The following is an 18,199-nucleotide window of genomic DNA, read 5'->3' as shown; positions in this document are numbered from 1 at the left end:
TTAAATGGGTTAATTATATAGTGTTTGTTAGTTGCAAATTCCCGGGCAAAAACCGTTAAGATCATTTTTGCCGGTACCAGGCGGTGAATCCTGCATAAAACCGCATAGTAATAAAGTCTGTGCTAAATATATGCATAATTTATTTTTAATTATGCGCTATTTATCTGATTTTATTTTATAAGTTGCAAATAACCGCATGTTTATAGCGCTATAAATACACCTGATTCAGGATTGTTACAAAAAACTACATTTGTATATGCTTAAAAAGGAACGCCACGCATTTATCATCAAACAAATAAACCTGCACAACAAAGTATTATCGGCCGATCTGGCAACCGCATTGAATGTATCCGAAGACACCATACGGCGCGATTTGATGGAGTTGGACGATTCCCGGCAGATTGTTAAAGTGCATGGCGGCGCCCTGTCCAAATCATTCCACTACCCTTTTCAACATACCGATATTTATGCGGTTGATGCCAAAAAGGCCATTGCCCGTAAAGCTATTGGTCTTATTAAAAGCGGCATGATGGTGTTAACCGGCGGCGGTACCACCGTATTGGAAATGATGCAGGCCCTGCCCCAAAACCTGGCGGTTACGGTGTTTACCATCAGTCCGCTGGTGGCGCTGCAACTGGCCGATCATCCCCTGGTTACGGTGATATTGATTGGCGGTGAGTTTTCCAAAGATTCGCAGGTTTGCGTGGGTTCGCAGGTAGTGAATTATCTGCATGAGATCAAATTCGATATTTGCTTTTTAGGCACCAATGGTATTTCGATAGCCGATGGTGTAACGGATTCCGATCTGAATATCGTCCATCTGAAAAAGGCGATGATCAATGCCTCGAACCGCCTGGTGATCATGTGTATATCTGAGAAATTAAACTCCGTACAACGAATGAACGTTTGCCCGCTGGCGAAGGTTGATTACCTGATCACCGATCTTGATCCGGATAATCCGGTATTGGATGATTATAGGGAAAAGGGGATACAGCTTTATTGATCATCAGCTCTGCAATCGCGAGGCTCCAGCCGAGTGACGATTATCCGCAGGCCAGAGGCCTGCAAGTACAGCGTTATCTGTTTTTCAACTGCGGCCAGAGGCTGAGCGACTGTGGGAAAATTCCATATATTTATGGTTTACACTGTAAACCGTTTTTTTAGGATATAAATATATTAAGTAATTGATTTTAAGATAATTGCATATTTGTAAACCATAAAAAGTGTAAACCATGTAAACCCACTTTTTTAGTACAATGGTTTGTCTGTTCAACCTTAATTCATCAACCGGTATTCACTGGGCGATTTACCCGTCTTTGTTTTAAAGATCTTGGTAAAGTGCGATGGGTGCTCAAAGCCCAATCCGTAGGCAATTTCGCTGATGGATTGATTGGTACCCCACAGCATGGTTTTTGCTTTATCTATCAGTTCCAGGTGGATATGCTCCTGTGTGGTTTTACCGGTGAATTTACCCAGCAGATCAGACAGATAATTGGGCGACAGGTTGAGCCTGGATGCAAAATAACCCACGTTTGGCAGACCGGTTTCTATGAGGTTGTTTTGCGAAAAATAATCTTTTAATAATTTCTCAAACTGCTGTACCACATCCGAATTAACTTTGGCCCGGGTGTAAAACTGGCGGTCATAAAAGCGGTTGCAGTAATTTAACAGCAATTCAATATTGCTCACAATAAGGCCCTGCGAATGCTTGTCGATGTTTTGCGCGTACTCCTTTTCAATCTTCGCCACACAATCTTTAATGACCAGTTTTTCTTCCTCCGAGATGTGCAAGGCCTCGTTTATCTCGTAATTAAAAAACGAATACTGATGTATTTTCTTGCCCAGGTCTGTACCATGAATCAGGTCGGGATGGATGAACAATGCCCAGCCTTCCTCTACTTCAACATCGGGCCCGGGGCCAATAACCTGGTCGGGAGCGGTAAACATCAGGGAGCCTTCATTAAAATCATAATGCCCCTTGCCGTATTTTAATAACCCGTCGAACTTTTTACACGAAATAATATAAAACCCAAAGCGATAAAACACATCTGCTTTAGGACGATAGCTTTTATAAAAGTCGCAATGGTCAATCACACTCACCAGGGGATGCCTGGGTGGGGCGTATTGTACCATCCTGTGCAGATCGCTGATGGATTTGAGGTCAATGTATTTATCGGGCATTTTTTTATTGATAAGATAAAGTTACTATAAAAAAGGAAGGCTGGCCTGGTTAGGAATAAGGATTTTTGGAATAAGGAGCAAGGACTTTCTTTTTTCCTTAGTCTTTGCTCCTTATATCCTTTATCCTTGCTCCAAAAATCTTTGCTCCCTACTAAATGCCCATTTGGCCTACTATCATTTTTTTGAAATCCACATCATCCATCTGGTGCCTTGCCTCAATTATTGGCCCGGCATCATGACCTACAGGGTAACGCAATTTTTCGGTACCATCGGTGGCTGCCTCATAAATAGCATCGGCCACTTCACCAATATTTTCAGACATCGGCCATTGCTCTACCGCGCTGATAAATTTATCAAAGGGAGCCTGGTAATCGCCTGATTCGCCAACGCCGTAGATGGATATCGAACGACCTGCGAACTCGGTTTTATAGCCGCCGGGTTCAACAATTTTTAAGTGGATGCCCAGTGGGTTGAGTTCGTATTGTATAGATTCTGTTAAACCTTCCACCGCGAATTTAGTAGCATGGTAAAGTGACGAGAATGGGAAGGTAACCTTGCCGCCTATAGAAGAAACGTTGATGATAACACCCGATCTTTGTTGACGCATAACCGGTATTAAGGCTTGTGTTACTTCGATCAGCCCAAAGAAATTAACGTCGAACTGTCGTTTGATCTCGGCTTCGGTAGCGGCTTCTAACGCGCCAAATGAACCATAGCCCGCGTTGTTCACCAATACATCAATTGTACCAAACTTTTCGATGCCGGCTTTTACGGCGTTTTGTATGCTGGCTTTGTCGGTTACATCTAACCTGGTTAACAAAACCTGGTCAAGTGCCGATAGTTCGGTTTCTTTTTCTGGCGAACGCATGGTAGCTATCACGTTCCAGTTGTTTTTATGAAATAATTTAACGGCCTCTTTTCCAAAACCTGATGAAGCGCCGGTTATTAATACTGTCTTTTTCATTGCTTTTATATTTAATTGCTGAAGCAAAGGTGGGGCGAAAGGCGCTGGCTCATTTATACTTTTCTACTCATCACTTATACATTTCGGGGATGGGAATCCAGATCGATAAATTTTATATGGTGATGTATCATTTTGATAATACTTCCCTTCCAAAATGATAGTTAAAATTCTTCCCTGTTTTTTTTAATACGATTATTTTATTGCTCTATCCCGTTTTAAGCCCGATTTGTGGCAACAAACATTTTATGGCATGTTATTGGTTTGTGTGCCCTGATTTATTAATAATCAAATATTTATATCATGGCATCAATTTATATCCTACTAAAAATAGTGGCCTTATTGGCGATTATCATTATTCCCTTAGCTGGCCCCAAAAGAAAAAAATCAACATACACTACCGGAACAAGCAAATTTGCAGTAAATGAAGATGGTTACCTGGAACATTACACCGGTGCCACTATACACCACCATCCTGTACAATGATCTCAAAACTGCTTAAATTGAAAAAAAAGCCTTTCATTTTGATAGGCTTTTTTTGTGCCCTGGCATAGGGTTGTAAAATAAAATCAGCGTTTAAATGAGCTAAACACACAAATACGCTTCAGCCCATGTAATGGGCATTCTTTTGGCAATAGGGTATATACAGTTATAAAAACAATCCATGCTTGTAACTGAAATAAACTAAAAAAAGAAATGGAAGATGAACGAATTATTATAAGGTCAGCCATTCCGTCTGACGTGGTCTTTGCCGACCAGATTATTCATGAAATGGAAAGTTCCGCAATAGCAAGAGGCTCCGGAATATCCAAAAGATCAGCGGCCTCTGTCATAGAAAAAATTGATGAGGGCAAAGCGATAGTTGCCATCACCGAAAACGGCGAATGGGTTGGTTTCTCCTATATAGAAACCTGGGACAATGAAAAGTTTGTCTCAAACAGCGGCCTTATCGTATCCCCCAAACACCGTAACCAGGGTGTAGCCTCCCAAATTAAAACACAAATATTTGAACTATCCCGAACCAAGTACCCATCTGCAAAGGTGTTCAGTATCACCTCGGGTTTGGCCATTATGAAAATGAATACCAAACTGGGTTTTGAGCCCGTAACCTATACCGAGGTTGCGCAGGAACCCAGGTTTTGGGACGCTTGTAAAAGTTGTATTAACTACGATGTGCTGCAAAGTAAAAACAGGTGCAATTGCTTGTGCACCGCCATGTTGTTTGATCCACAGTTAAACTAATTATTTATGGTTATGATAAAAGATTTGAATGAGCGGGCAGATGTTTCTCCGTTATGGACAGGCCTGCCTATGAACGCACAGCTTTTTAGTGAGTCGGTAAGTTTGCTGCAACAATTAATTAAAACACCTTCATTTAGTGGCAATGAAGGTGCGGTCGCCGATATTGTACAGCGATATCTGGCAGGCTATTCCATCAAAGTAAAAAGAAAAGGTAATAACGTTTGGTGCTATAATAAATACTATGACAGCACTAAACCTACCATCCTGCTCAATTCCCATTTAGATACCGTTAGGCCCAACGAGGGCTATACCAATGATCCATTTTGCCCTGAAATAACATTAGGAAAACTATATGGCTTGGGTAGCAACGATGCCGGAGGCTGCCTGGTATCGCTCATTGCCACTTTTCTGCATTTTTATTGTTACCAGGGCCTGGGTTTTAACCTCTGCCTGGCGGCAACTGCCGAAGAAGAAAATTCCGGTCAAAATGGAATTAAATCGGTACTGCCCTTACTGGGTAAACTGGAACTGGCCATAGTAGGTGAGCCCACTTTATTGCAAATGGCGGTTGCCGAAAAGGGAAACCTGGTGATCGATTGCATCAGCAACGGCCGCTCGGGTCACGCCGCAAGGGAAGAAGGTGATAATGCTATTCACAAAAGCCTGAAAGACGTGGATTGGTTCAGAAATTACCAGTTTCCGCAACAGTTTAGCGGGTTACCACCGGTAAAAATGACCATCACCATCATCAAATCGGGTTTACAGCATAATATTGTACCTGCTTTATGTGAGTTTACGGTTGATATCCGTAATGATGATACCTACACCCAGCAGGAGATCCTGGATACCATCAAAAAGAATGTATCCTGCCAGATCACGGTACGCCCAGGGTCATTGGGGGCATCTTCAGTTCCGGTTGATCATCCCATTGTGCGGGCCGGTATTGCTATAGGATGCAAAACCTACAGTTCACCAACCACCTCAGATCAGGCATGGTTAACTATTCCATCAGTAAAAATAGGCCCGGGCGATTCTGCCAGGTCTCACTCTTCCGATGAGTTTATTTACCTCGAAGAGATCAAAAAAGGGATCAACACCTACGTCAGGCTATTGGAAACCCTGCCGCTGATGTTGATCAACAATCCAAACAAGTACAGAAATGAAATCAAACATATTAATAATTGATGACGAGGTTAAGCTCAGCGAATTACTGGCCCGTATACTAACCCTGGAAGGGTATCATGTAGTACAGGCGGCGAATGCCAAAACAGGCATGCGCGTCGTTGAGCGTGAGGATATTATGGTTGTGCTGAGCGATGTGAAGTTACCCGACGCCAATGGGGTGGATCTGGTAAGTAAGATCAAACAGATGAAGCCTTATATAGAAGTGATCAATCTTACCGCTTTCGGATCCATTAGCGATGGGGTCTTAGCGATCAAGAATGGGGCCTTTGATTACCTCACCAAGGGCGATGATAATGATAAGATCATACCCATGGTAAGCAAAGCTATACAAAAGGCCAACTTACAATACCAGGTAAGTGAGCTGCAGGATGAGGTAGAAGCACAGCATGGCTTCCCTATTGTTTTAGGGCGATCGCCCGCTATTTTGGAAGCTGTTGAACTGGCCAGGAAAGTAGCAAAAACGGATGCCACTGTTTTATTGCTCGGAGAAACAGGTACGGGTAAAGAAGTATTTGCCGAGGCTATACATTACGAAAGCTTAAGAAAAGATAAACCCTTTGTGGCGGTTAACTGCAGCGCTTTTAGTAAAGAATTATTGGAAAGTGAGCTGTTTGGTTATAAAGCAGGGGCCTTTACGGGAGCTGTTAAAGATAAAAAAGGCTTATTCGAAGAGGCCAGCGGCGGAACAATTTTTTTAGATGAATTAGGAGAAATGAGTCATGATCTGCAAGCTAAATTATTGCGCGTATTGGAAAATGGTACTTTTATTAAAATTGGCGAAACCAAAACCACCAAAATAAATGTACGGCTGATTGCTGCTACCAACCGCGATCTGCAAAAGGAATCGGAGGAGGGGCATTTTCGGCTTGACCTGTTTTACCGCCTATCCGGGTTTTCTATAGTGTTGCCTCCTCTGCGCGAACGGATAGGGGATATAGAAGTATTGGCCCGGCATTTTATTAAAATTTACTCCGCTAAGGTTAAAAAGAAAATGCCAGATGTGGATGCAACCTTTTTTAAATTATTGAACCAGCACAAATGGAACGGGAATATCAGGGAGCTTAAAAATGTGATAGAAAGAGTGGTTATCCTGATGGATGAACCCTTGCTTACTCCAAAGCTTTTACCTTATGAATTTCATAACGGAGGTTACTATGATCTGGTTGCGCTTGATCTGCACAGTGTGGAGAGACACCACATCAGGCGTATATTAAAATACACCAAGGGTAATAAAACCGAGGCTGCCAGGATACTTGGTATCGGCCTGGCCACACTTTACCGCAAAATTGAAGAATACCAAATACTCATGAACTAATCAAAATGAGAAAACCATCTTAGTAAAGTGAGATGGTTTTCTTTTAAAAAGCAACATTCAAAAAATAGAATTAAAAATAAGTTGCTGATAATCAAATAATATGCATCAAGGTTGCCAGTCTGGTATACCTATTGGCTACTAAGCCGCAAATAGTACTAACGTAGTTATGGCAGAGCAATAAAACAAAGCTTTAGCCCACTATAAAAACAAATAATATCCATATTCAAAATGAAAAAACTTCTATTGTCACTTGTATTAGGCATAACATTAACTACTGCTTATTCCCAGGATCATGCAACTACCTTAAAAAAGGATAGTACCATGGTTAAGGATACTGTAAAAGCCAAAGCCGAGCCATTTGCTTTTGGCGATTTTACCTGGCTTAACGGTAACGACCGCAGGCATAAGGCCCTGTTGGATACCAAATACTTTACTGGCCGTTTCCTGCTCGATTTTAATTACACCGCATCAAATAATAATCCTATTGATCATACCGTAGTTGGTTCAACCGCGTTGGCTCGTGATCATGAATTTGAAATTTCAACCGTTGCCTTCGGTGGCGATTTTCACTATGATAATGTTCGTGCAAGTGTGCTTACGCAGTTTGGTACGCGCGCTACCGTTGTTCCGCGTAACGACTTTAGCGTAACACGCGGCCAGTTTGACCTTGCAACAGCCTATCGTTATTTAAGCGAGGCTAATGCGGGTTATCACTTTAATGTGTTGCATGGCATCAACGTTGACGCGGGTATATTCATGTCATACGTAGGTTTGTTCTCTTATTACAATGCCGAAAATTGGGCCTACCAGCCATCATTCACTTCTGATAATACTCCCTGGTTTTTTAACGGTATCCGTGTGCAGATATTTGTAAGTGATAAGCTGAAAATTGAACCATGGCTGATCAATGGCTGGCAATCATATGGCATGTTTAATAGCCAGCCAGGTATAGGCGGTCAAATTTTATGGCGCCCTGTTGAGTGGTTTCAGGCTCTGACCAACACCTATTATGGTGCCGACACGCAGGATAAACCCGGAAGAAAGCGTTTCCACTCCGATAACAGTATTGAGGTAAGGTATTTTAAAAGTCAGGATAAAGGCAGCTTTGTTAACAGCGCTGCATTCTCCATCACCGGCGACATCGGTTTTGAAAAGGGCGATGGCGTAAATGGCTTCCACTCAGACCCGGTTAAAGGGCCGGCCCAATATTTTGCCAGCGGTATGATCTATCACCGTATGGTAATGGCCAAAGGTCATTTGGGTTGGACAGTTGGCGGTGGTGTGATCAATAACCCGGGTCGCTACCTGGTGTTATATCCAACAGGCGATGCCAACCCCATACCTGCTATCAACACAGGAGCAGTCGGTTCGCATCCTTTTACGGCTAATCCCGGCGACCAGTTTCATGGCTATGATTATTCAACCACGATTGACTTGATGCCAAATGATTACCTGACCTTCCGCCTGGAGGTGGTACATCGCCATGCCAGTGTGCCTTACTTTGCCGGTCACGGTGGCGTAACCTCTCCCGACGGATACAATACCACCCCCGTACCAACAGATTTTACACCCGATCTGGTACCATCCGAAACAAGGTTTATAGGGGCGTTATTAGTAAGGTTTTAATAAAATACTACAAAACCTGCAATAACTTATGCTCAAGTGTCGGGGTAAGTTTAGTAAGGTTGGAGCCGGGAGTTGCAGCCCGGCTTCTTAAAGAAATACTATTAGTTTATAGTATCATTAAATAATATAAAAAATGAAAACATCAATCAAAGTGCTCATCGTAGTGATGATGATCTGTATACAAGGTATACGTTCACAAGCACAAAGTACAAAAAACGCCACCGGTATATATCTTAATGAACAGGATTACAAATCAGGTAAATTAAGTTACGTTCTGGATAAAAATGATAAACTTCAACTGAACGGATTTTTAAATGGAAAGCATGTAGCGCTGATTTACCAGGGTAAAAAAATAAAGCTATCTAAAACTGAAATATTTGGATACCGCCAAAATAACCAGGATTTCAGGTTCTACCAAAATCAAACCTATAAGATACTGGATACAGCCGGTTTTATGCTTTACAGCAGTCAGCAATTAACCCAACAAGGTAAAGGATATGCACCCGTTGAAAGGTATTTTTACAGTGTCAGCACCGCAAATCCGGTTTTAAGTTTAACTATAGAAAATATGGATAAAAGCTTTCCAACCCGGACTGAGTTTCGTTACAATATTCAAAGTTATTTTCACCGTGATGCTGATCTCATGGCGTTTGATAAGGCTGACAATCAATACGAGATCAAATACCTGTACTTTGAGCATAAACACTCCTAATACCCAATAAATTGTTCTCTAATTAACTCTTAACGCCTATCATGTAAAGGCCCGGTTTTGTACCGGGCTTTTCGTTTTTAAGGCTGTTTTGTAACTTCTATATCATAATCAGTAGTTTTTTTAAATTTCTTAAACTTTTCATAAATCCGGATCGTTACCTATTAACTGAAGATTAATAAGTGTTTATCATTAAAAATCAGGAATTATGAAGATTTTTGTAGCTAATATCCCATTTTATGTAGGAGGCGTAGGTATCAGACAATTGTTTGAATTATTTGGTGCTGTTGCAGCCGTGAAAATTGTAACAGAACCCAAAACAGGTAAAAGCAAGGGTTTTGGTTTTGTGGAGATGCAGGATGACCGCCAAGGTTTGCAGGCGATCAAGGAGCTGGATGGCAGCACCATAGGCGATCGTGATATTGTGGTTAAATTGGCCGATCAGCAACCCGAAGAAATCCATGTACACAAACGCCCGCGCATCTCATTAAGATAAACAAGTACGCTTTTCTTATTTAATTGGGGTTATTATTATGAACGAAATGATAACAATGGCAGAAATTGCTGCCAGAACGTTAACCCTTAACGTAATACACTTGCTGAAAAGCGAGATAGGGGAACAGGGGATAGTTGCTGCTTTAGGTAACCAGGTGTTGATCAGTATCAGTAAAACTGATTTTGAACAAAAGTTGGGTAAGCTCCTGCAAAAAATCTATTACACCATTGACCAGCATTTTCCGGTGCGGCAGGATCATTTATCGGTTGTTATACGCGATACCGATGCCCGGTATGAAAACGTGTTCAAGATATGGAAATCGGTCTGAGCATTTTTTGATCAGTTAACTGCGATGTATTGTAGTGGGTTGCGGATACGGACGTGAAAGGTTCCCCATACCTTTGAAATTACAGATCAATCCTGTATATCTACAAGTATATTGAGTTAATGTGCAGCAACTTTGTATTCATAAATAACAATAGTTATGAATACAAATAGTTTTTTATTGCTCCGGCTGGCCATTGGCGCCAGCATGTTAGGGCACGGATTGGTACGCCTGCCCAAACTTCAAACATTTAGCCATTGGATGGTGGGCAGCTTTGCCAAATCCATACTACCCCAAGCCCTGGTTGTCCCTTTTAGTTATGTATTGCCTATTGCCGAATTTATTATCGGCTTACTACTCATTACAGGTTTGTTTACAAAACCAGCCCTCATTGCTGGCAGCCTGGTCATGATCATATTGGTTTTTGGAACCTGTATGATTGAAAACTGGGAGGCCTTGCCATCTCAACTTATCCATGTTGCTTTTTTTATTGTGCTGCTGCAATTCATCAGTAGTAACAGCTGGGCTATTGATCAATTATTAATTAAACAAAACTAAGTGATGGATACCCGTAGAGATTTTATTAAAAAGAGCAGTATTTTAGGATTAGCAGGTGCTGTACAACCTGGCAGTGCAATCAAGTTATTACAAGCTAAACAACATATCAAGCCCAAAATACACTGGGCCGATGGATCGCGCCTGGTAGTTTCTGTATCCATGCAGTTTGAAGCCGGTGGACAACCGGATAATGCCGAAAGCCCCTTCCCGCAGAATATGCAAAAAGGTTTCATTGATCTTCCCGGGGCTACCTGGTTTGCTTATGGTTATAAAGAAGGCATTCCCCGGATGCTCGACAATTGGGATAAGTTGGGTATTAAAGTAACCTCACATATGGTAGGTACGGCGGTTTTGAAGAATCCGCAATTGGCAAAAGAAATAGTACAACGTGGGCATGAAGCTGCGGCACATGGGATGAGCTGGGCAACAGAATACACCATGAGCTATGATAAAGAGAAGAAATTTATTAAAGATGGTGTGGACGCTATAAAAAAAGTAACGGGTTTTGATGCTATCGGCTATAATGCCAACTGGCTAAGAAGGGGCGAAAACACGCTGAAAATATTGCAGGAATTAGGGTTTGTGTATCACATTGATGATCTGAGCCGCGATGAACCTTTTATTATTAAGGTAAACGATAAAGATCTGGCAGTTGTGCCGTATACCCTCAGATGTAACGACATTATGCTGATAGAGGGGAAGAATTTTTCGGCAGAGCAATTTGTTAACCAGGTAAAAATGGAATTTGATCAGCTTTACGCCGAATCTGAATACAAACGCAGACAAATGTCAATTAGTTTTCATGATCGTATTGGCGGTAGTCCGCAAATGGTTAAAGCAGCAAGCGAAATCATCAAGTATATTCAACAGCATCCGGGTGTTACCTTTAAACGCAAAGATGAAATTGCCCGTATGGCGCTGGCCGACAAAACCACGATAAGAGAATAATTACGAAACGAAATAATAACAATTTAGAAATCATTTATTGCAATAATGCTCACTAAAAGATGTTAACTTGCGGCACTCCGCTACATAGCATACTCGTCGTCGAACGCAAAGAATAATCTACATTATCCTTCTCTGTTTTTTCCGATCATTAGGCCATGCGTTCGTCATTAAAGCCGATGAACTGACGGTGATTAAATCACATTAGTTTATTTTATGACGATCCTCATTTTTTTTATTGCGCATTGGTTTTTGTCTTTGTTTTTTCAAACCTTTTTTCAACACCGTTATGCTGCCCATCGTATGTTTACCACCAGTAAAACTGCCGAACGGGTATTTTATTTAATGGCTTATTTTTTTGAGGGGGCTTCTTTTTTAAACCCCAGGGCTTATGCTATCATGCACCGCGAGCATCATGCTTACAGCGACACCGAAAAAGACCCGCATTCTCCTCATTTCTTTACAGATATTTTTCAAATGATGAAGGCCACTATTATAACATTTCGTGATCATTTAAAACGGACAAAAGACCCCGAAGCCAGGTTTTCTGGCAATTATCCGGAATGGCCGTTAATTGACAGAATAGGTTCTTCCATACTCTCCAGGTTGTTGTTTGGCGCGGCATACACATGTTTTTATATTGCTTACGCCAGCCATTGGTGGATGTTCTTGCTTTTGCCAATACATTTTATGATGGGGCCACTTCACGGGGCTATTGTGAATTGGTGCGGTCATAAATATGGTTATACTAATTTTGATAACAACGATCAGTCAAAAAATACTACCCCATTTGATTTTCTGATGCTGGGCGAATTATTTCAAAACAATCATCACAGGCACCCGAATAGCGCTAATTTTGGTACAAAGTGGTTTGAGATAGATCCGGTTTACCCGGTAATGAAATTGATGCATTGGATGCGGATCATCAAATTACGCAAAGCTTTTTAAGCTAAAACTAAGCAATGGTAACGGTAACGCCGGCACTTTCCAGTGTATTAACCACATGATCTGATACCTGATCATCGGTAATGATCTGGTCTATTTCATCAATATTGCATATTTTACCAAAACCGCGTTTCCCGAATTTGGTTGAATCGGCCAATACAATAGTTTTATTGGAGATGGCCATCATTTGTTTATTCAGATGGGCCTCCATGGCATTGGTGGTAGTAAGGCCATACTCAATATCAATACCATCCACACCCAAAAATAGCATGCTGCAAAAGAAATCTTTCAGAATGTTTTCTGCATAAGCGCCCATTACCGATGATGAACTTTTTCTGATCATCCCGCCCAGTTGTAATACTTCAACTCCAGGAGTATGGATCAGCTCAATAGCTACATTTAAGGATGAGGTGATAACTGTAAGGGCTTCCCTGGCTTGTATACTCTTTGCAAAGGCTTGTATAGTTGTACCAGAAGCCAGGATAATGGAATCATTGATCCCGATGAGGCCGGCAGCAGCAGCCCCGATGCGCATCTTTTCGGTCGAATTTATTTTTTCTTTTTCATTTACCGGCCTATCAGAAGTGTAAGGGTTACTTTGTGTAGCACCGCCATGCGTACGGAAAAGCAAATGTTTTTCTTCCAGATATTTCAGATCCTTCCTGATAGTTACTGACGAAACTTTCAACTCTTTACACAGGTCAACTACTTCAACATAGCCTTCCTTTTGCATTTTATTGATAATATACTGGTGTCGTTCTGTTAAATTGATCATAAATCATCAATCAAATTTATATGGCCAAATTACGCATTATGAATATCAAAAGTTTAATAAAGTATACGATTACTGATATAACAAAAAGGGGATAGCCGTTTCGTGCAACATGATTTGCAATTGTTGTATATCATGTTAACTTTAACTTATTGTTAGGCTACTGTTTTTAATGATTTTTTTTCTGGTAGTGTTAATGTAGTGGTATTTAAATATAAAAGTGAATAGTAATATCAGAAATTCCTGTCTATATTTAGGTCCCAATTAATTATAAACGTAAATAGTAAAGTGCACAAAGTTATTGACAGTAATCAAATTCAGCAATTGATTGCAGGCGAAGAGTCTGCATTTGATGCTATCTATGAAATGTACTGTGAAAAAGTTTACAGGCTGGCATTCAGGTTTTTAAAAGACAGAGAACAAAGCGAAGAGATTGTTCAGGAATGTTTTATAAACCTCTGGACGAGCAGGGAAAAACTGAACCCGGAAGGAAATATATGGCTGTACATTTATGTAATAGCTAAAAGGTTATCATTAAATGCGCTAAGGCAAATTTGCCAGTCGAGAGAGTTTGCCGATAAATTGGTCGGTCGTGTAGTAACCATACATAACGATACCGAAGAAGACCTGCTGGTGAATGAACTGGAACAGTTTACCGAAAAGATCATTAATAAATTACCAAAGCAACAGCAATTGATATTCAGGTTAAGCCGGGTAGAGCACTTGTCGCACAAAGAGATAGCTGATCAATTACAGATATCGCCCAATACGGTAAAAAATCATATGGTTGAGGCGCTCAAAACTTTAAAATCACATTTGCAATATTCTGACCTCATCTATTTTTTAGCTTTGGTTTTATCAATCCATAACTTTTAGGAAAGTGTTGTTTTCTACACGCAGAGCACTCAAATGCATTTTACTCACTTCTTAAACTTTTTACAGGGTTAGCTAATGCTGCTTTTATAGATTGGAAGCTTATAGTAAGCAAGGTGATCATAACAGCTGCCAAACCTGTTAATACAAATACCCAGCCCGATATAGTAGAACGATAATCATAATGTTGTAACCAATTGTGCATCAGGTACCATGCAACCGGGCTTGCGATCAATAAGGAGATAATTACCAGCCTTATAAAATCAGTAGATAACAAACGCCACAAGTTGAACACCGAAGCCCCTAAAACTTTACGCACTCCGATCTCCTTTACACGTTGCTCGGCCATAAATGAGGCCATACCAAATAACCCCAAACAGCTGATAAATATAGCCAGGCCCGCAAAGCAACTTGCCAGTGTGCCTATACGTTCTTCGTCCTCAAATTTCTTGGCGTATTCCTGGTCAACAAATTGATAGTTTAAAGGTGTTGATGGATCATACTTCTTGAAAATTGCTGTGATTTTGATGAGTGCATCATGAGCACTCATCAGCGGGTTGATTTTTATGTTAACGTTTGATAAGTGCTGCCATCTTGGTAAATAGAAAAAGGTTTGCTGAGCAGTTTCATATACCGAGCGGTTAACCATATTTTTTACCACACCAATAATTTTAAACTTCCCGTTGCCAACCCATTCAATGGTTTCACCAACCGGATGCTTAAGCCCCATAAACTTTACCGCTGCTTCATTGACAATAAATCCCGAAGAATCTGATAAATAGGCAGGGTCGAAATCCCGTCCTTCTTTAATTTTCCAACCCACGGTTTTGCCAAAATCGGAGGTAACGGCCATGCTTACAAATTGTTCCTGAACGCCAGGATCTTTGCCACTCCAATTAAAGCCACCATTATTAATGTATACTGCCGTTACCGGATTTTCAGATTCAGATACACCAGTTACAGCCCCGCTGGCCAATAAATCATTTTTTAGAGGTTGATATTGTTTTTTAATATCATCGGTTTGCAGGTTTACATTGATTAAATCATTACGATTATAACCAACCGGGCGGTTTTTAGCAAACTGGATCTGTTGAAAAACCACTATAGTACCTATTATCAACACCACAGAAACAGTAAATTGTACTACTACTAAAATTTTGCGTGGTATAGCAGCCAAACGACCTACTTTAAAAGTACCCTTTAATACTTTTACCGGCCGGAATGAGGATAAATACAATGCTGGGTAACTACCCGCGATTAACCCGGTGAATAAACTAAAAATAATGCCCAGCGCCCAGAATAATGGGTTGCCCCATAATATGCTTATTTTTTTATCTGCAAGGTGATTAAACTCAGGCAGGCATAATTGAACTATTAATAATGATAACAGGAAAGCCAAAAAAGCTATTAAAAGCGATTCACTAAAGAACTGGGTAATTAACTGGCTGCGAACGGAGCCAATGGCTTTGCGGATGCCAACCTCTTTGGCCCTTTTTTCGGAGCGTGCTGTACTCAGGTTCATGAAATTGATACAGGCAAGCAACAGCACAAATACCCCTATTATGCCAAACATCCATACGTATTGAATACGTCCTCCGGTATTAACTCCATTTTTAAATTCACCATACAAATACCAGCGGCTCATGGGTTGAAGAAAAAGCTGGGATCTATACCGGGCGTCGTTATTGTGTGTACTGGTAAGCGCATTCAGTTTTAGGTTTTTAATTTTAACTGATACCTGGTTTAAATCTGCACCATCAGCAAGCTGAACATAGGTTTGAAACCAACTTGCTCCCCATGGGTTATTAAACCGGGTAGCATATTTTTCATGTATAGCCAGCATTTGCCATGGAGCTATAAAAAAAAGGTTGCCGAATGAGGAGTTGACAGGCAGATCTTCATAAATACCGGTTACTTTGGCATTTATTTCTTTATCTATCCGGATCATCTTGTTCATCGGATCAGTATTGCCAAAAACAGCTTTTGCAGTTGATTGTGAAAGCAGGATAGACGTAGCATCATTTAAACTGTTGGCGGCACCTTTCAGTATTTTTAACGATAGCATGTCGGTAACGGCCGGTTCCATGTAGTTTCCCTGTTGGGTCACGCTCCTTTCGCCATAAGTTAAAAGATGATCGTTCGTCCACGATGTTATAATAACATGCTTAAAATAACTCCCGAAATTATTCCGCAGCCCAGGCGCTAATGGCAGCGCTGATGAACCATCGGTTTCTATTTCGTTATTAACCAAAGCATTCTCCATTACTTTTGCTATGCGATCCTGATTTTTAAAGCTGGTATCATACGATACTTCATCCCAGATCCATAACCCGATCAGCATGGCTACGGCCATACCAACTGCGAGTCCGCTAATATTGATCAAAGAAGAAAACTTGTTTTTGATCAAATTTCGTTTGGCGATTTTTAAATAGTTCCTGATCATGTAGGTTTTATTAAAAAATGATAATATCAAGTATAGAGGAAATGGAAGCCGGTTTTACTAAGTCCTAAACTCAATTTAGCTCAAAGTACGATTGTGGGTTCAAACAAAATGCCATGTTTTAAATATCTTATTATTAGGTGGTTGTGAAATTAAGCAGGGTTCAAATGTTCGTTTTTGATACAGCGGTTGTTCGATATTGGACTTTCAATATACTTGCCCGGAATGTTCTTAGGAACAGATGATTGTTTATGATGGCTAATTTTTTTTATTTCTGACTAGTCCTATCATAAAGTTAGTGTGTTCTCTACATACTAACCCCGTTCTGGGGTGCTATAAACCATAAAATATGAACAAGGATAAACTCGAGCGTTTATTGCAACAATATTTTAACAATACTATAACTGATACAGATTGTATTGAGCTGCTTGATTATCTGCGTAATAATGATCCCGACGAAATAGCCAAGACAATAGATGAGCGATTGCTGATGCTTGAAGAGGGGCCGGAATTCAATCGTTTTCAGGCTAAAAAAGTTTTGGAACGCATTAAATCCGATGCCAGGTTCATAAATCAAGCCGCCGAACCAGAGGATAGTAAACCTGTTAGTAAATGGTATAATAGTTGGATAAGAGTTGCGGCTATCCTTATTTTTTTTAGCGCTGTTGGCTTTTATTTTTTATTTAACAGATATAGTAAAGTAACAGATCAAAATAATTTGGCTGTAGTTAAATCTTCTGAAATTTTACCGGGTAGTACCAAAGCAACATTAACACTGGCCAATGGAAAAGTTATTTCACTGGACAATGCCGCTGATGGGATGCTTACAAAATCGGGCCGGACAGTAGTTAATAAAGCCCACAACGAAGGGCTTGTTTACAACACGCTGGCTGATAATAACAAAACAGCCGCCAGCACCGATACTGTATATAATACATTAACCACACCTCGTGGAGGTGAGTATAAAGTAAAACTGCCTGATGGTACCAATGTGTGGCTAAATTCTTCCTCTTCTTTAAGTTACCCGGTTGAGTTTGCGGGTAACGAAAGGCATGTAAAACTTACCGGTGAAGCCTATTTTGAAGTCGCTAAAAATAAGGATAAGCCCTTTTATGTGTGTGCTAATAATGTATGTGTAAAAGTTTTAGGCACACATTTCAATATCGCGGCTTATAATGATGATGCAGAATTCACTACTACTTTGTTAGAAGGCTCTGTTCTGGTTACAAAAAATAGTAAACAACGTTTATTGAAACCCGGCCAGCAGGCTGTAGTAAAAAATAACACCGATTTGATTAATGTTTCTGATGCCAGCATCAATCAGGTGATGGCCTGGAGAAACGGGTATTTCGTATTTAATGATGATAACATCAGTACGATCATGAAAAAGCTGTCGCGCTGGTATGATGTGGATATTGAATATCGCGGCAACTTTGAGAATCTACGTTTTGGCGGTACATTTTACCGCTCCAAAGGAATTACGGAATTATTGAATAATCTGGAAAAAATAGGAAACGTACACTTTAAAATTACAGGAAGGAGGATCATAGTTATGCAATAAATCTACATTCCCATTTCTCACTTATTATTATCTGGAAGTAAACCAGGAGCGTTTCGGACCGCCCC

General features: G+C 40.6%; 18 protein-coding genes. 14 read left to right on the top strand and 4 right to left on the bottom strand.

All coding sequences use genetic code 11. The features are described from left to right. The first annotated feature begins 256 nt into the window (after positions 1-256). Complete coding sequence (locus AC57BQ_RS18745) at positions 257-1,003, top strand: DeoR/GlpR family DNA-binding transcription regulator (RefSeq protein WP_496407716.1); 747 nt, start codon at positions 257-259, stop codon at positions 1,001-1,003. A gap of 272 nt (positions 1,004-1,275) precedes the next feature. Here the strand turns inward: AC57BQ_RS18745 and AC57BQ_RS18740 are convergent, their stop codons facing one another. Together AC57BQ_RS18740 and AC57BQ_RS18735 are read right to left on the bottom strand one after the other, a co-directional pair. Next, entirely contained in the window at positions 1,276-2,181 is a 906-nt protein-coding gene (locus tag AC57BQ_RS18740; RefSeq protein ID WP_496407715.1) for a helix-turn-helix domain-containing protein, read from the bottom strand. A gap of 151 nt (positions 2,182-2,332) precedes the next feature. Next, entirely contained in the window at positions 2,333-3,145 is an 813-nt protein-coding gene (locus tag AC57BQ_RS18735) for an SDR family oxidoreductase (protein WP_496407714.1), read from the bottom strand. A 300-nt stretch (positions 3,146-3,445) separates the two neighbouring features. On the opposite strand from AC57BQ_RS18735, the gene AC57BQ_RS18730 reads away from it, so the two are divergent. The 11 genes from AC57BQ_RS18730 (at position 3,446) to AC57BQ_RS18680 (ending at position 12,491) form a co-directional block, all read left to right on the top strand. Then, the gene (locus AC57BQ_RS18730) at positions 3,446-3,628 is read left to right on the top strand and encodes a hypothetical protein (RefSeq protein ID WP_496407713.1); all 183 of its coding nucleotides are present in this window, start codon (positions 3,446-3,448) and stop codon (positions 3,626-3,628) included. 210 nt (positions 3,629-3,838) lie between these two features. Next, positions 3,839-4,384: a GNAT family N-acetyltransferase gene (locus tag AC57BQ_RS18725; protein WP_496407712.1), complete on the top strand. Its 546-nt coding sequence runs from the start codon at positions 3,839-3,841 to the stop codon at positions 4,382-4,384. Between the two features lie 6 nt (positions 4,385-4,390). Next, on the top strand, positions 4,391-5,569 hold the full coding sequence (locus AC57BQ_RS18720; protein ID WP_496407711.1) for a M20 family metallo-hydrolase: 1,179 nt from the start codon (positions 4,391-4,393) through the stop codon (positions 5,567-5,569). Further along, entirely contained in the window at positions 5,544-6,884 is a 1,341-nt protein-coding gene (locus AC57BQ_RS18715) for a sigma-54-dependent transcriptional regulator (RefSeq protein WP_496407710.1), read from the top strand. Before AC57BQ_RS18720 ends, AC57BQ_RS18715 begins: the two co-directional genes overlap by 26 nt. Positions 6,885-7,112: 228 nt before the next feature. Beyond that, a complete protein-coding gene (locus AC57BQ_RS18710) occupies positions 7,113-8,510 on the top strand; it encodes an outer membrane beta-barrel protein (RefSeq protein WP_496407709.1) in 1,398 nt (465 codons plus the stop codon). A 133-nt stretch (positions 8,511-8,643) separates the two neighbouring features. Continuing rightward, entirely contained in the window at positions 8,644-9,222 is a 579-nt protein-coding gene (locus tag AC57BQ_RS18705) for a hypothetical protein (protein WP_496407708.1), read from the top strand. Between the two features lie 205 nt (positions 9,223-9,427). Further along, complete coding sequence (locus AC57BQ_RS18700) at positions 9,428-9,715, top strand: RNA recognition motif domain-containing protein (protein WP_496407707.1); 288 nt, start codon at positions 9,428-9,430, stop codon at positions 9,713-9,715. A gap of 37 nt (positions 9,716-9,752) precedes the next feature. Next, positions 9,753-10,043 (top strand): hypothetical protein, encoded by a 291-nt coding sequence (locus AC57BQ_RS18695; RefSeq protein WP_496407706.1) that lies wholly within the window; start codon positions 9,753-9,755, stop codon positions 10,041-10,043. Between the two features lie 156 nt (positions 10,044-10,199). Beyond that, a complete protein-coding gene (locus AC57BQ_RS18690; RefSeq protein WP_496407705.1) occupies positions 10,200-10,598 on the top strand; it encodes a DoxX family protein in 399 nt (132 codons plus the stop codon). 3 nt (positions 10,599-10,601) lie between these two features. Next, positions 10,602-11,546: a polysaccharide deacetylase family protein gene (locus AC57BQ_RS18685; RefSeq protein WP_496407704.1), complete on the top strand. Its 945-nt coding sequence runs from the start codon at positions 10,602-10,604 to the stop codon at positions 11,544-11,546. A 213-nt stretch (positions 11,547-11,759) separates the two neighbouring features. Next, on the top strand, positions 11,760-12,491 hold the full coding sequence (locus AC57BQ_RS18680) for an acyl-CoA desaturase (RefSeq protein WP_090472455.1): 732 nt from the start codon (positions 11,760-11,762) through the stop codon (positions 12,489-12,491). Between the two features lie 7 nt (positions 12,492-12,498). Here AC57BQ_RS18680 and AC57BQ_RS18675 read toward each other — a convergent pair whose 3' ends face one another. Further along, complete coding sequence (locus tag AC57BQ_RS18675) at positions 12,499-13,263, bottom strand: DeoR/GlpR family DNA-binding transcription regulator (protein WP_496407703.1); 765 nt, start codon at positions 13,261-13,263, stop codon at positions 12,499-12,501. 285 nt (positions 13,264-13,548) lie between these two features. On the opposite strand from AC57BQ_RS18675, the gene AC57BQ_RS18670 reads away from it, so the two are divergent. Further along, positions 13,549-14,136: an RNA polymerase sigma factor gene (locus tag AC57BQ_RS18670; RefSeq protein WP_496407702.1), complete on the top strand. Its 588-nt coding sequence runs from the start codon at positions 13,549-13,551 to the stop codon at positions 14,134-14,136. A gap of 40 nt (positions 14,137-14,176) precedes the next feature. On the opposite strand, the gene AC57BQ_RS18665 is transcribed toward AC57BQ_RS18670, so the two are convergent. Beyond that, positions 14,177-16,576, bottom strand: a complete 2,400-nt coding sequence (locus AC57BQ_RS18665; protein ID WP_496407701.1) for an ABC transporter permease — start codon at positions 16,574-16,576, stop codon at positions 14,177-14,179. 346 nt (positions 16,577-16,922) lie between these two features. On the opposite strand from AC57BQ_RS18665, the gene AC57BQ_RS18660 reads away from it, so the two are divergent. Continuing rightward, a complete protein-coding gene (locus AC57BQ_RS18660; protein ID WP_496407700.1) occupies positions 16,923-18,134 on the top strand; it encodes a FecR family protein in 1,212 nt (403 codons plus the stop codon). Positions 18,135-18,199: the final 65 nt, after the last annotated feature.

Source organism: Mucilaginibacter sp. BGA-UO-ETr-C110, from assembly GCF_059567985.1.
The sequence above is the reverse complement of the archived record's forward strand: the minus strand, read 5'-3'. Positions and strand labels throughout refer to the sequence as shown.